Origin of the sequence: Actinoplanes sp. NPDC049668, assembly GCF_044465445.1 — a bacterium.
Classification (GTDB): Bacteria; Actinomycetota; Actinomycetes; order Mycobacteriales; family Micromonosporaceae; genus Actinoplanes.
Genome location: NZ_JBITLR010000013.1, coordinates 39,966 through 54,143 on the forward strand (window position 1 = coordinate 39,966; position 14,178 = coordinate 54,143).

The window sequence follows — 14,178 nt, forward strand, 5'->3', positions numbered from 1 at the left end:
CATGACGGGAGTAGGCGTGCGGGCACATTCGGGCATGATCATCCTAGCGGCGGCTCTGACCGTGAGCGGGTGTGGCATCATCCGCGACGAGCCTCAGAAGAACGCCGATAACACGGCGGCGCTGTGTACAAGGTGGAAGGACTCGACACGGGCCTTCGTGGGTACCGAGGATGAGAATCTGGCTCCCGAGACGCAGGCCTACCGCAAAGCCCTTGAAGATGAGTACGTCGGCAAGCAGCACCCGAAACCCGAGTTGATCGAGATCCAGCGCGCCTACTGGAGTGCGCAGGAGGCAATGCCGCGAACGCTCGCCGCCGAGGCCACCAATTCGAAGTTGAGCGACGCCTTCTCGGCCTACGCCGATGAACTTCGCGGCCGGGCCGCAGGCCAAATCCCGGTGACCGGAGACGCCATGGGTTCGCAAGCACTGAAGACACTGATGTCGTTCTGCTGGCCAGGACCTTCCACCGCTCCCGGCCAATAGGTCTAGCTTCGGATGGTATTCGCGCGCCCTCGCGGAAGGCGATGTCGCCGCGCACTGCTTCCTCGGCGACCTGAACGCGCGCGTCGGGGGACCAAGCGTTATCAGTGGCATAGTAAGGTCTCCCCGCGGACAGAGCTCCCGCTGGTGACAGCGTCGCCGACCGTTGGCCAACGATGCGAATCCACCATCGGATGAAACTTTTGGCGAAATCAGTGGACGCTGATGTGGACATGGTTGGTGTGCCATCCGGACGGGTCGTCGCCGCCCCACGGGTTGTCGTAGGCGTGCCAGCCTTCGGCGCGGGTCCAGATCATGCGGTACCAGATGACGTACATGATGCCCAGGCGATCCGCGTGGGCAACGGCCCATGCCGCCATCGCGTCACCGCGGGCTTTCTCGGCGCCATAGGCTTGGCCGCCGGCGGTCATCATCCAGTCGCAGGCGCGGCCTTGGGGATGCTCGCCGTGGTCACTGTGCCGGTAGCAGGCTGGCGTCGGGAAGCCTGCAACGACGGCCTGTTGGACAAGGTGGGCCAGGCGTGGTGTGACGCAGCCGTGGCCGGTGGTGAGATCCGGGCGGATGGTGCAGCCTTCGTCCGGCCACGAGCCATCGGGGTTGCGCGGGGCGGGTTCGGCCATGCCGAGCGTCGTGGTGGAGCAGTCGACGTCGGCGCCGCCGTTTGCGGTGTACTGCTGCTGCACGAGTGAGGTCGCGTCGTTTTCCCACTTCGCGTAGGCGTCAGGGTAGGCGGAGCGTTGGACGGCTTGCGCGGCCTCGGTAAGCGGCATGGTCTGCCACCCGGTGATGGTGGCGAGCTTGTCGTAGAACTTTTCGGTGGCGTAGGTGGGGTCGCGGAGTTGGGCCGGGGTGCCCCAGCCTTGGCTGGGGCGTTGCTGGAACAGACCGATCGAGTCGTCTGCGCCGCCGGGCAGGTTGCGCAGGTCCGACTCTTGGATCGCGGTGGCCACCGCGATGATCCAGCCCCGGATCGGCACACCCTTGCGAGCGCCGACCGCGACAATGGTGCTGACCTGGCCGACCTGTTCCGGGTTGAAGCGGCCGATCGGCTGCCGGCCCTCGACCTGAACGGACATCGATATCGCACCGGCGGGCAGCGGCATCGTGCAGCGGGACGCCGGGCCACTGCCGAACAGCAGTATGACGCCGGCGGCACAGGCCACGACCAGGCTGATGGCGGACGCGACGATCCCGCCCAGCACCTTGAGGGTCATCGCTGCACGGCGGGTTGCAGGGGCATGGAGAACCTCCAGAAACGAATATGGCGCGCTTGTGCGCGCCGACGCGACGGCAGTAGAAGGTGCAGAAACGAAAAGAGGGCGCGGCTGTGCGCGCCGAGGACGGCGATGAAGGCGATCAGGCGGAGCTCGGGCACAACCGGGCTTCACGCCCCTTTGGGTGCGCCGACCCCAGCCAGTCCGTCGAGGCCCGGCTCGGGATCACCCGATGACGGCGGCGGCGAGCAGCGCGCGCCGAGCAGCATGAAGCCCTGTACGGCGCGGGTCACGACGGGCGAGGCGGCCAGCGGCGAGCCCGGCGGCGGCATGGCCCGGCGGCGAGCAGGACGGACGGGACGGTGGCGGTGACGACGGGAGATCGAGCCAGCAGAGGCAGCCGTCGATGACCACCGCCGGCTGCGCGTCACCGGTCCATCCGGACGCCGGGACGAGCACGGGGACGAACAGGCCCAGTCCGCACCCAGCGCGGCGGATGCCAGGGCCAACAGGTCACCTGCGCTGATGGCCGCGGCGGTCAGGCGCAGCCTGGCGTAAGGGGAGCGTCACCAGGCTGCGCCTGCGGGGACCGCGGCTGCTGCGACAGCCCGGCCACCAACGGGCACGTCGGCGTCACGGGCTATCCGGCGGCGCCGACCAGTCCATTGCCGGGCTGGTGGTGGTTGCCGGTGGCGGCCAGCTCCGCCATCCGCACCGCAGGTGGGATCGGCGAATTGAGCAGTCCGGCTTGACCGGCGCGGCGCACCCACTGGATCTGTCGCCGGCTGAACCCGTGCCGTGCCGCGATGTCGGCGAGATCGATGGTGGCGGTGGCATCGCTCAGGTCGGCCCAGACCTGCAGCCACCGCCGGTAGGCGGCAGGGTCGACGGGGATGCGGCGCATGATGGCGGCCGGCAGGCCGCCGCCCGGCCCAGTGCCGGATGATGCCGCGTCGGTGAGCACGCCGACGGTATCGGCGGCGTGCCGGGCGCGTAACGCGGCAGCGACCCGCAGGGACCCGTCCGGGCACAGCTGGTGGTAGGCGGCGATCGCGGCGTCGACGGTGTCGATGCCCTGCAGCAGGGCGGTGCGGTAGGCGCCGTAGGTGTCGCGCAGCGCACCCAGCCCCGGCGTCCACCGTCGCCAGCCGAAGGCGGGCAGCCGGCGGCCGCGGCGGCCGGTGTCGAGTTGGAACCAGCGCCGGAACCGGCCGAGGATCGCTTCCAGCAGCGCCGGTCCGGCCACCGACATCAGCGGGAAGAACCAGATGGCGTCCGGTGCCGCGCTCGGTGTGGTGCTGTGCCGGTAGTTGGCGAACGCGGACCCGAACGCGAAGCACCACACCAGCGCGCCGAACGCTCCGGCGGGCTCGCCGCGCCAGGCGCAGTACACGGTGAGCAGCACACACACTCCGGCTGCGGCGTCCAGCGCGACGAACACCAGCATCGGCCACGGGTCGGGCAGGCCCAGCCCGGTCGGTGCGCCGGCCCAGTCGATGAGGTCCTGGCTGGACAGGGCGATCGGGGTGCAGATGACCACGGTGAGCAGCACGCCGACGATGCACAGCAGGATGCCCATGGTCACGCGGGCCGCCCGGGAATGCACGGCCGGGCGGGAGGCGCCAGCCGGTTCGCTGACCGGATCGGCGGCCGGGGCGGTGGTCGATATGGTGGTCGCGGCGGTCATGACCTGCTCCGCCGGTCGCGGCGGGCGAGCCTGTCGGTGATGAACATGAGGGTGGGCTCCTGTCGGATGACGGCCTGGTGCCGGCACCCGAGGGCGCCGGCACAAGCGGTGAATTGGGTGTGCCGGCGCCGGACCGCACGCGGGGGCGTGTGTGGAACAGGCGACGAAGGCGGTTCTGGTCGTCGGGGCGTGGCGACGGAGCGCCGGCGCCCCCGAGTTCCCGCTCAGGGCTACCGATTGGTCGCGGCGCGGCGGTCAGGTCTTGGCGCGGTAGCGTTGCGGCTGGTGCTGGGTTCGTGTCGCGAGGCCCAGTTCGGCGAGCCGCCGGCAGGCGTTGGTGATCGCGCCGCGCGACTTCGGCCGGCCCAGCACGTTGGCCAGTTCAGTGGGGCTGAAGTCCAGTGCCGAGTACGCGTGCAGGTGGGTCAGCACCATTGCGCAAAGCTGTCCGGCCGGCAGCGACGGTTGTCGCGTCCGGTGCCCGGTGCCCGGTTCGGGCCGGGTGGCGGTGAGTCGGCGGCGGCGGTTCACCGGCCCTCCCCTGCGATGGACTCCCTGCCGTCGGCCGGGTGGATGTCGTCGGATGCTGTGCCGGTGTCGGGGCCGGTCGAGTTCGGGGTGAGGTCGGTGAGGATCTGTTTGGCGACGCGGAGCACGGTGGCGGCGCAGTCGCGGATCAGGTTGAGGTCGCCGTCGGCCCAGCCGAGCACGTACGCGTCGCTGTAGTCCTTGGTGTCCAGGCCGAGCGCGGCGCAGACGATGTGCGCGACGCTCTCGGCTTCGGTTTCGCGTCGTCCGCGGTGTGGTTTCGCTGCGGCGTCGAGCTCTTCAGGGTGTCCGCAGCGCAGGTGGGCGAGTTCGTGCATCGTGGTCTTGACCCGCTGGGCGGGGTCCACGTCGTCGCGGATCAGGACCTGCCGGGGCCCGGGAACGGTGACACCGTTGGCGGCGCCGAGGTACGGGCTGCCCGGCGGCACGAGGTCGAAGGTGTACCCGTGGGCGCGGATCAAACTGACCACGTCCTCGTACACGTGGGTCGGGTCCTCGCCGGTCAGCAGTTGCGGCAACGTGCGGGTCCGGCGGTGGCGCAGCACGGTGGGCGGTTCGAACGGCTCGCCGTCGGTCTGCCCGAGTTCGAAGGTGCCGGCCAGCCGGAACCCGACGATCTGCGGGGCCGGTTTGCCGTGGGCGTCGCGGCGTACGGTGCGGCCGGCGGCCTCCCACTGCCGGGCTTGCGCGTCGGTGGGGCGCCGGCGCACTGGCGCCCAGATCTGGTACGCGATTTCGCCGCGGCGCACGTGCCGAGCGTGGGCCTTCCAGCCGGTGGTGCCCTCGGCGTTGCCGTACGGCAGGAAGTAGCGGGGTGTGACCCCGCGTTCTTCGGCCTGCAGGAGTAGCAGGATCTGGTTGCCGAGGCTGTATTGGGCGCCGAACACGGCGACCTGATCGAGGAACTCGGCCCATTGCTGCGGGCTGGCGGCGAGCTGGGCGAGCCGGTCGTCGAAGTCGTGTTTGATCTGCTCAAGGTGTGTGGGGGCCATGGGTGGCCTTGTCCTTCCTGTGGGTGCCGCGCGGCGGGCAGGAAGGAACCGCACTCGGCGGCCCTCCCCTGCCCGCGTTGCGCGAGGTGGAGCCGCCCGGAGGGGGCGGATGTCAGCGGCCGGGTACCGGCCGGATGATCAGCGGCGGGTGCCGCAGCCAGGACGCGGCGAGCACCTGGCCGCGGATGGGGTGGGCGACGACGTCGTAGCCGCGCACCCACACCGCGAACCACGGGTCGGCGTGCGTACCGGCCCGCAGGTGACCGCCGGTGTCGGCAGAAATCCCGGCGAACGCGGTGCGGGGTCGGCGCCGGTACTCGGCGAGGCGGCCGGACAGCATCGGGCAGGCCCGGCTGCTGTAGGCGGCGCACGGCGGGCACAGTGCCGGCTCGGAGGTACCGCACAGCTGCAGGTCGGCGGGCCGGGCGAACAGGATGAGTCGCCCGTCCAGGGGTTGCCCGCAAATCTGGCAGAGCCGCCCGTGCAGCAGGCGTTGCTGCTGGCCGCGTTCGATCAGCCCGAACAGGTACTGGCCGTCGGCGGTGCGGGGTGTGGGGACTGGCACGACGAGGCCGCTGCTGGTCGGCCGCTGCCGCAGGTGGACCGGGATGTCCGGTCGTTCGCCGGTCACGGACCCGCCCGCCAGGCGTGCGGGTCGACGCGCGTGAGTGGATCGGCCTGCGGGATCGGCCCGAACAGGTCGGTGACGAGTGTGCGGGTGGCGGGTGCGCGGCGGCGGCCGCCGGGCAGTCGTGCGCCGAGCCGCCATTGCCGGTTCCAGGTGCCGTCGCTGGAGAGTATGAACACCTCGGGCAGCAGCAGGCGGGCGCGCAGCAGTACGGCGGTGACGGCGGCGTCGTACGGTTTGCGGCTGGTCTTGCAGAAGTTGGCGAGCCATGGGGTGGGCTCGGCGGCCGGTGGCGGTGCGGGCAGGACGAAGGTGTCGCCGTCCAGGTCGCTGGTGGCGTCGCCGTTGAAGGCGATGTCGCAGGCCGGGTTGAGGATCGGGCGGCCGAAGCCGTGCGGGCCGGCGATGACGATGCCATGCCTGCGGACGGCGTCGATGATGCGGGCGGTGTCACCGACCAGCCGGGGCCAGGCGGCGCGGTAGTCGGGGTGGGTGATCGGCACGCTCCAGTAGTGGGTGTAGGCCATCGGGTTGCTCCCGTGGGTAAGGGAGTACCGGGCGCGTCGCGCCCGGTACTCCAGATGAGGTGGCCGGGCGTCGGCCGGTAGGGAAGAGATCAGCTGCGCAGGATGCGGCTCACGGTCGGCGGATCGATGCCGAGCTGGATCGCCTGCAGAAGGGTGTGCGCCATCTCGTCGCCAGGATCGGCGGCCAGGGCGCGGCGGACGGCGGCGTCCGCGAGCACGCCGTTGCCGGCCGTCAGCGCGGCCACGGCGAGCAGGAGGGCAGCACCGGGTACGAGCAGGTCGTCCGCGCGCCGGGTCAGATCCGTCCACGCGCGGATCTGGGCATCCTCGTGGTCGACGTGCCGGACAGCGGCGTCCCAGAACCGCGGCACGCGCAACAGCACGAGCAGCAGCGCGGCCTGCGGGTCGGTGAGCCGGCCGGCGGTGCCGGCGGCGGTGACCGCCTCGGCGACCAGCTGTTCGGCGAGGCGACCGAGCTGGGTTTCGGCAGCACGGTCACCGCCCGCAGCCGCGGCCAGTTGGTGGGCGATGTCGGCGAAGGCTCGCGGGACGGCCGCGCTGGTGGCGTCGCGTTCGCCGTCGGTGGCCGGGTCGAGACTGACCGCGACGGCGGTCCGGTCGGGCAGGGCGACCAGGCCGGCGACGGTGGCCTGGGCTGCGGTCGCGGTGGTGGCCGGATCGAACGGGATGCCGGCAGCCGGGCACAGCTTGTCGTGGCAGTCCAGGTGCCACAGCATGCCGTCGTGGACGCGGGCCGCGGCCAACACCGGGATCCCGTAGTGGCGCAAGGCGTCGGTGGTTCGGTCGACCGCGACCTGGACGGGCAGCGCGGGGCCGTAACCGATCAGAAAGACCGTGTCGGCGTGCTCGCGGGCCAGCAGCCGGGTGATACGCAGGGCTTCGTGGTCGAACTCGGGGTGCTGCGGCAGCGCGGTGGCGAGGGCGAACACGACCTGCCGACCGTGCTGCGCCAGCGCGACGAGGCTGTCCTGCGGTTGATAGCCGATCAGGTACGGGGCGAGTGCCACGGTCTCGGGCAGGCTGGTCAGGCGAAAGACGTGCGAATGGTGCATCGGTTTGCTCCAGTCCGGAAAGGGACCGGGGAACCCGAGCGCGGACACACTCCCGGCCACTGGCCGGGAGACACGCGTCGGGTTCCCCGGCCGGGGAGTTTGGTCAGAGGAAGATCAGCTGGCCCGTCGCCAGGGCCGCCGGCAGGCGAACCATCCGTCGGATGTGCGCAAGTCCAGGCAGAGCCCGCACTCCGGGCAGTCGCGCATACTGTCGTCGACCGGCTCGCCGCACCAGGCGCAGCACTGCCCGCCGGTCAGGAAGGTCAGCCGAGACGTGTACCGGCTGGCGAAGTCCTGGTAGCCGTCGTTGGAGTACCAGATGCCGCCGTCCCAGATACCGGCCTGCTCGTTGAGCAGGTAGGCGTTGTCACGGAAGCGGCGGTCCACCGACAAGATGACGATCTTGTTGTGTGGGCCCATCCACCGTTCCAGCCGTAGCCGGGTTCGACGCAGCCGTAGCGATCCCATCGCCGGGATCAGCTGTTCGGCGGCGATGCGGGTGTCAGATCGCGGTTCACTCTTGCCGGTGTCGATCGGCAGGACACCGTTGTGGGCCAGGACGGTGCGGGCGTCGCCGCCGACCTGCAACGGATGACAGTTGCCCACATCGACCGTGCCGCCAGTGCCGTACCGGGAGTGGAACAGCGCCGGCCCGTCCGGATGGGTCCGGCGTTCGGCGGCGAACTGCTCGATCAGCTGCTCGCCGTTCATGCTGTGCCGCACCATCAGAGTGTTGCCCGTGATGATGGCGAAGCCGTGGCCGTCGTCGTTGACCAGGCTGCCGTTGTGTAGGGCGTTCGGATCAGGCTGGACGCCGGGCGGCAGGAAGGTCAGCAGGCACATGACAGCGCCTCCAGCTCCCGGGTCAGTGGCGCGTACTGCGGCCGCTCGGCCAGCCAGCCGGTGAACGTCGGCCACGCCCAACCGCCGACGCTGATGTCCGGGATGGTCAACGTGCGGGTGTACTCGACGCTCGCGGCGGCGAACGCGAACGCCGCCTTGATCACGTCCGGGTCGAGGGATCCGGCGAAGACCCGCAACTCGAGGGTGTCCGGGTTGTTCGTGTTGATCGCCCGGTACCGGTCGCCGTACCCCTGACCCTTGACGTAGTGCTTGACCGCGCGCCGGTCCTCCGGCCGAAACGCCGCCCAACTCGGCGCCTGCCGGCGGGCCAGCCGGACCACGTCGGTCTCGTTGCGGTAGATGAACTTCATCCACCGGTACGTGTGCGGCACGGAGGAGAACCCGGCTCGGGACACGTGCACGTGGATGCCGGTGGCGTCGGTGGCCTCCGCCCCGTGGCGGCGCAGTTCGGCCAGCATCGGCCACGGGAAGTTCTCGATCGCCCAGTCGTAGGCCATCGGATGGCCGACCATCTCGAAGCCGGCGGACAGGGACCCGTCATGCTTGAGATAGCCGAGGCCTTCGAGTGCCTCGCTGGCGATCTCCGCGCAGCGGTAACCGTCGCCGCCGATGATCTCCAGCTCGATTTCGGGGCCTAGGAACAGCGGCCCGCGGCCGTAGAAGACCGGCCGCGGCCGGTACGCGTAGTCGTGCACGAGGCCGCGAAAGTCGCTGGCCCGGTCGTCGCAGTCGTCGCAGTTGCCGCAGTAGCACACGCAGCTGTTGCCGCAGCGGTCGCTGTCGCGGTTCCAGCCTTCGCAGCTGGAGCACTGCCAGTAGTAGCAGTCGCGGCAGGACAGGCAGATCGTCGAGCCGCGAACTGTGGTCGCGGTGTCGTGCTCCGCGGCGAGCACGCGGCAGCGGGCGCAGCGGCGGCAGGTCAGACAGCGGTCGCCGAAATACGGCTGTTGGCAGCCGCCGCAGACGGCCTGCCGGCCGTCGGATGCTGCGGGATCGGGGTTGACCGTGATGGCCGGATTCCGGCACGGCATGGGTACCTCCGAGGGAACACGTCCCCGGACACCGGGCGCACCGGGACCTCCGTCCCGGTGTCCGCGCCTGGCGTCTGCCAGAAAGGCGTGGGAACTACGGGATGGAGAAGGAAGCAGCGCAAGCTGCTCCGGGCGCGATCCGTCACGGATCGCTTCGGTCATCCGTCTGCCCGGAGCCGTTACCGTGAACGGTTCCGGTGTGGCGGTGACCGACGATGAAGTCGCACCCGCCGGTCAGCAGGCCGTCATCCGGATCGGGCGGACGTGCCGGTTCCCTGGGTACGGGATTCGGCCGATCCGCGGTGATGCCGTTGCGGCGCTGAAGGGCTGTCAGGCGGGGATCGCCATCGCGGCGAGTGGTATGCCTGGGTGCAAGCCGGCCAGGTGGTTGGCGGCCTGCAGATAGGCGAATTGGTCGATCAGTCCTCCGCTGCCGGCGGTGAACCAACCGTCACGGTCGGCGGATGCGAGCCCGTGGGCGGGACCGCAGCGAGCCAGGCGAGGCGGTGTGGACCTGGCGGTCGTGGTGGCGGTGGTCGTGTCGAGCAGGCGGTGGCGTGCGCAGACGTGCGCGCACGGTACGGAGCATGACGGAACCTCCTTTGCTGGACGCTGCGCGAGCGGCGGTGCGCGAAACGTGGACCCGCGGACAGGTAGACGGTGCTGATCGCGCAAGCGGGGAATGTGGCCGTGACCGAACGGCGGCCCGAACGGCCGCGTGGATGTCCGCCGGAAAGTGGCGGTGCGCGGTGGTGGTGCGGGCGGCATGGCGCCCGAGGACAGCGCCGAAGCGCTGGTGCTGCGGTGGGTGGGGCGCCCGGGGTGGGAGCTGTCGCGGCCGACCGGCCAGCAGGTGGCGGGTGGGCGAGTGCGGTGTCCCAGCCGTGGCGGGTGACGCCCGAGGTGGAGCTGCATGAGATTCTTGAAGAAGACTCGACCGTAGCCGCTACACCCAACAGGCCGGGCGGTCCCGCGCGTGGCCCACGAAACGCCCTATGACGTGCGCTGTTGGGTCCGTCGCGGACCGGGTGGGCGGCACACCACTGACGGGCGCAGTTGGGTTGTTGGGTCAGTTGGGTACGCACGCCCGGCCACGACCATGCCGAGTCCGGCTGCAGGAGTGCAGACACGAAAGCCACCGGTCCGGGGCACGGCCCGGACCGGTGGCGGTTGAGCATCGGTCGAAGGGTTTCGTTGGTCCGGGCGCCGGGCCGCGCGCCCAGGCGGCGCGGGCCTCGCGGGGATCAGGCGGCGCCGTCGGACAGCAGGTGCAGCGGGTCTTGCTCCGCGGTGGCCGGGCCGGGATGGTAGGGGCCGGGTTTGCCGAGCCGGCCGGGTAGTTCGGCCAGCCGTAGCCGGCGCCGGCCGTTGCCGGCGACCTTCCACACCGGCCCGGCCGGGCCGTGCGCGGCGGCGGTGTCGCGGCTGGCGGTGGCGACGATCAACCCGCGCGCCGAACCGTTGACCCGGCGGTGGAAGTTGGTTTCCCTGGCCGCGGTGGGCAGCCAGAACAGCACCGGCCAGAACGGTCCGCCGCCGGCGACCACCTTCCGGTAGGCGGCCAGTTTGCCGGCCAGGACGGCGTGCGCTTCGCTGCCGGTGTCGTACTCCAGGAAGAACGCCACCTGATGGGCGTCCTCACGCCACACCCCGTGCCCGTCCGGGCGGACGTTGTGGTTGACCGCGGCGGCGATGCGCCGGGTCGGCCACCAGCGCATCAGCCGGGTGCCGGTATGGCTGCGGGCGTGGGCGAGCAGGTCGACGAAGAACTGGTTGGCGCCATCGGTGTGGTCCAGATGCCCGCCGGCCACCAGCGCGTCCTGGGCCTCACGGACCGCCTTCGCCGTCGGTGGCCGCTGCCCGTGGTGCAGGGCGACGTAACGGGCCGACAGCGGGCCGGGCACCCAGTGCACTGGCAGCCGGCCGCGTACGGGCCGGACCGGCATGAACCAGTCGATGAAGCCGATCTTGCGCAGGACGTTGAGCCGGTTGCGGCAGGTCCGTTCCGAGGTGAACAGGATCGCGGTGATCTGTGCGGTGGTCAGGTAACGGTGCTCGTGCAGCAGATGAGCCAGGACGTAGTCGCGGGGTTCCAGTCGCGAGGAGATCTCCCGCAGCGAGTCGCCGGGTCGAGACCTGCGGGGGGTGTCGGACGACCGGGCCTTCGCGGGCCGTGAGGTATGCGGTACCCCCGGTCGGGAGATATCCCCCGCAGGGATATCTCGGGTTACGTCGGATGGTTCGATCATGGCCTCCTAGCTGGGCGATTGGGTGCGGTTGGGCACTGTGGATCACGGCCGAGCGGGATGGGACAGCGCCCGGGGGTGCACCCGCCGGTCGGCCCGTCTTCGCACCCACTTGTCGGGGGTGCGATGACGGTGAAGTCCTCTCGACCGCAGCAACGAACTCGGGATTTGCATGAGGGCCCCAGACGACAAGGCGGTCCGAAACCGATGCCGCCGTGGAACGGAAGTTGGCATCGGCTCCGAACCGCAGACGGAAAGGTGCAGGCTTCGGCAGTTGCGGGCTACTGGTCGCCGCGAGCTCGGCCGCGGGAGCGTCGGGCGAGTTGGCCGACGCCGGTGGGTTCGGTCGGTTCGGTGCGCTCGACGCGTTGGCGGATCGTGAGGGCTTCGCCGAAGATCGGCGCCGGAGGGCGGGTGCGCAGGGTGAACGCCGCGGTCTGCCGGGAGGCGACGACCAGCCGCGCGGCGGCGGTGTAGGCGTCGAGGTGGGACAGGTCGTGCTCGGTCAGTTCCGGCAGGGTGTGCCGGGCGAGCTGGTGTGCGTCCTCCGGCGAACAGGAGAAGAAGATCTTGTTGCGGGCGTTCGCGGACAGCGCGAGCTGCGTCTCGCGGGGCAGCTGGGTGAGGTTCTGGTGGGCCAGGGTCAGCGACAGGTGGTAGCCGCGGGCCTCGGCGAGCATGTCGCCCACCGAGCCGGCCAGGTTGAGCACGTTGTGCGCCTCGTCGACGTAGATGCAGGCGTCGCGGCGCTCGGGTTCTGGCATTCGGGCGCGGGCGGTGGCCGCCTGCCACACGGACGCGAACACGAACGAGCCCATGAGTTTGGCGGTTTCTTCGCCGATCTGCCCTTTGGGTAGCCGGGCGAGCAGGATGCCGCCGCGATCCAGCACGTGACCCATGTCGAACGACGACTTCGGTACGCCGAGGGTGGCGCGGACGAAGTCACGCAGCAGGAACGCCCGTAACCTCGACAGCACAGGGGCGATGATCTGCGCCCGCAGCGGCGGCGGGATGGACTCGTACCACTCCCAGAAGCCCAGCAAGCCCTCCGGGTCGTTCAAGTCAGCGGTGAATGCGGCCCGGAACCGGTGGCCCTGCAGCAGCGGCGGAATCAAGGTCAACGTGGCGTTGGCCTTACGCATCAACGTCAGGCACGCGACGCGCAGCACGTCGTCGATCCGGGGTCCCCAGTGCCGTTGGAAGATCTTGGAGAAGATCGACACGACGTTGTCGACGATCAAATCGGCGTCCAGGCCCTGCAGCGGGTTGAGCGTGGCACCGCCGGGCTGGTCGGGGTCGATGAGCACGACCCGGTCGGCCAGCGACGCCGGGATCCGGTCGAGGATGTCCAGGACGAGGTCGCCCTTGGGGTCGATGACGACCACGCCGCGGCGGGCCCTGATGTCGTCGAGGACCAGGTGGCACATCTCGGTGCTCTTGCCCGACCCGGTGGAGCCGAGCAGGTGGACGTGCTGGCGGGCATCGACGATCGGCAGCGCCACCTTGTGACCGCCGACCTCGGCAGTGCCGAGGGCTTTGGTGTTGCGGCCACCGGTGGGCACGTCGATCGGGGCCGGCACCGCCTTGGCCCGCGCCCGGTCCAGCCCCGCCACGGCCAGATCGGTGGGTAGCCCGGCGAGCGACGCCAGCTCGTCGGCGGACAGCAGGAACCCGCGGCGCAGCGGCCGGGCGGCCAGCACCGCGGCCGGCCTCGCCAGCCGCAGCCGGCGCAGATGGTTGCGGCCGGCGTACGCGCCGAACGCCGACGCCAGAGCGTGCGCGACGGTCGTGAGCCGGCGGGTCAGCGCGTCGCAGTCATCACCGTCGCGGGTGTCGGCGACGGCGTAGCGGATGGCGGTCTCCCACTGCGGGCCGACAGTCTTGTCGATGGCGGGGCGGGCGTCACGGTCGCGCAGCGGATCCAGCCCTACGGGGCGAGAACCCGCGCCCGTGGCGGTGGTGGTGCGGCGCGGCGGGCCCGGGGTGAGCAGCTCGGTGATGATCTCGGTGATCAGGTTGAGTCCGCCGCGCACCAGCGGCGTCGGGTCGAGCAGCCCGCCGCCGGCCGGCTTGCCGATGCGCAGCGCGGCGGCGCCCTTGCGCAGTCGGGTGATCTGCCGCGGGGTGGCCGGCCGGGCCAGGAACTGCACACAGGCGTGCTCGGTGCTGTGCAGCCCGGCACCGGCGGTCACGAGGGGACGCATCGGGTCGGTGTCGTGGTCGACGGACAGCGGATACCAGGCCGGCAGCACGGGCGCGAGCGCGCCACCCACCGCCACCGGAGCGGAGGCGCCGGAGGCCGGGATCGGTGCGGTGGCGTCGTCGATGGTGCAGGCGGCGCCGGGCCAGGCGGCACGGACCGCGGCGGCGATCGGTCCGGCCGGCACGGTGCCGGGCACCCACACCACGATGGTCAGTTGCCGGCCGGCCCACCGGTACTCGAGCGCGAGGTGCGGCACGCCGTGCCGCAGCCGGCGCCAGCGTGGGGGCATCAGCAGCTCGTGCAGGTTGGCCCACCAGGCGCTTGCGCCGGCCGGGTCGACTTCCGGCGGCGGGGTGATCACGATCTGGTGCGGGTGGCGCAGTAGCTGCCGGTGCCGCCACCGCCAGACTGCCGCACCGGCAGCGTGCACAGCGACCACCAGGAGCACCACGACTGCGGCCAGCCAAGGCCGGTCGGCCAGCCAGGCAACCACCCGGGCGGCGGCGTCGAGCAACGGCGAATGCGGCTGTGTGGGCACCATGTTCGGGTCCGCCGACGGCGACGGTGCCCGAGCAGGAACAAGCGACAAGACCAATGCAGGAAGTGCGGACACGGCAAACTCCAATGTGGATGGTCGAAGGATGGGGCGATGCACCTGCGCG

The 14,178-nt window shown here is 71.0% G+C and carries 12 protein-coding genes; 1 reads left to right on the top strand and 11 read right to left on the bottom strand.

Annotated elements, in window-relative coordinates; genetic code table 11:
- The first annotated feature begins 34 nt into the window (after nucleotides 1-34).
- Nucleotides 35-484 (top strand): hypothetical protein, encoded by a 450-nt coding sequence (locus ACIBSW_RS39665; RefSeq protein WP_354721330.1) that lies wholly within the window; start codon nucleotides 35-37, stop codon nucleotides 482-484.
- A 209-nt stretch (nucleotides 485-693) separates the two neighbouring features.
- Here the strand turns inward: ACIBSW_RS39665 and ACIBSW_RS39670 are convergent, their stop codons facing one another.
- The 11 genes from ACIBSW_RS39670 to ACIBSW_RS39720 all read right to left on the bottom strand — a co-directional run bounded on the left by ACIBSW_RS39670 (nucleotide 694) and on the right by ACIBSW_RS39720 (nucleotide 14,057).
- Nucleotides 694-1,716 (bottom strand): hypothetical protein, encoded by a 1,023-nt coding sequence (locus tag ACIBSW_RS39670; RefSeq protein WP_404799606.1) that lies wholly within the window; start codon nucleotides 1,714-1,716, stop codon nucleotides 694-696.
- Between the two features lie 640 nt (nucleotides 1,717-2,356).
- Entirely contained in the window at nucleotides 2,357-3,403 is a 1,047-nt protein-coding gene (locus ACIBSW_RS39675; RefSeq protein ID WP_354721332.1) for a hypothetical protein, read from the bottom strand.
- A 255-nt stretch (nucleotides 3,404-3,658) separates the two neighbouring features.
- Nucleotides 3,659-3,838, bottom strand: a complete 180-nt coding sequence (locus tag ACIBSW_RS39680; RefSeq protein ID WP_354721334.1) for a hypothetical protein — start codon at nucleotides 3,836-3,838, stop codon at nucleotides 3,659-3,661.
- A gap of 92 nt (nucleotides 3,839-3,930) precedes the next feature.
- Nucleotides 3,931-4,944: an ImmA/IrrE family metallo-endopeptidase gene (locus tag ACIBSW_RS39685; RefSeq protein ID WP_354721336.1), complete on the bottom strand. Its 1,014-nt coding sequence runs from the start codon at nucleotides 4,942-4,944 to the stop codon at nucleotides 3,931-3,933.
- A gap of 112 nt (nucleotides 4,945-5,056) precedes the next feature.
- Entirely contained in the window at nucleotides 5,057-5,575 is a 519-nt protein-coding gene (locus tag ACIBSW_RS39690; RefSeq protein ID WP_354721338.1) for a hypothetical protein, read from the bottom strand.
- Nucleotides 5,572-6,099, bottom strand: a complete 528-nt coding sequence (locus ACIBSW_RS39695; RefSeq protein ID WP_354721340.1) for a hypothetical protein — start codon at nucleotides 6,097-6,099, stop codon at nucleotides 5,572-5,574. Before ACIBSW_RS39695 ends, ACIBSW_RS39690 begins: the two co-directional genes overlap by 4 nt.
- 89 nt (nucleotides 6,100-6,188) lie before the next feature.
- The gene (locus ACIBSW_RS39700; RefSeq protein WP_354721342.1) at nucleotides 6,189-7,172 is read right to left on the bottom strand and encodes a DUF4192 domain-containing protein; all 984 of its coding nucleotides are present in this window, start codon (nucleotides 7,170-7,172) and stop codon (nucleotides 6,189-6,191) included.
- Nucleotides 7,173-7,286: 114 nt separating this feature from the next.
- Nucleotides 7,287-8,015, bottom strand: coding sequence for a hypothetical protein (locus tag ACIBSW_RS39705; RefSeq protein ID WP_354721344.1), 729 nt, complete (start codon nucleotides 8,013-8,015; stop codon nucleotides 7,287-7,289).
- On the bottom strand, nucleotides 8,003-9,067 hold the full coding sequence (locus ACIBSW_RS39710; RefSeq protein WP_354721346.1) for a hypothetical protein: 1,065 nt from the start codon (nucleotides 9,065-9,067) through the stop codon (nucleotides 8,003-8,005). Before ACIBSW_RS39710 ends, ACIBSW_RS39705 begins: the two co-directional genes overlap by 13 nt.
- 1,244 nt (nucleotides 9,068-10,311) lie before the next feature.
- Nucleotides 10,312-11,316 carry a replication-relaxation family protein gene (locus ACIBSW_RS39715; protein WP_354721348.1) on the bottom strand — a complete coding sequence of 335 codons (1,005 nt, stop codon included), beginning with the start codon at nucleotides 11,314-11,316 and terminating at the stop codon, nucleotides 10,312-10,314.
- 278 nt (nucleotides 11,317-11,594) lie between these two features.
- Nucleotides 11,595-14,057 (bottom strand): type IV secretion system DNA-binding domain-containing protein, encoded by a 2,463-nt coding sequence (locus ACIBSW_RS39720; protein WP_354721350.1) that lies wholly within the window; start codon nucleotides 14,055-14,057, stop codon nucleotides 11,595-11,597.
- Nucleotides 14,058-14,178: the final 121 nt, after the last annotated feature.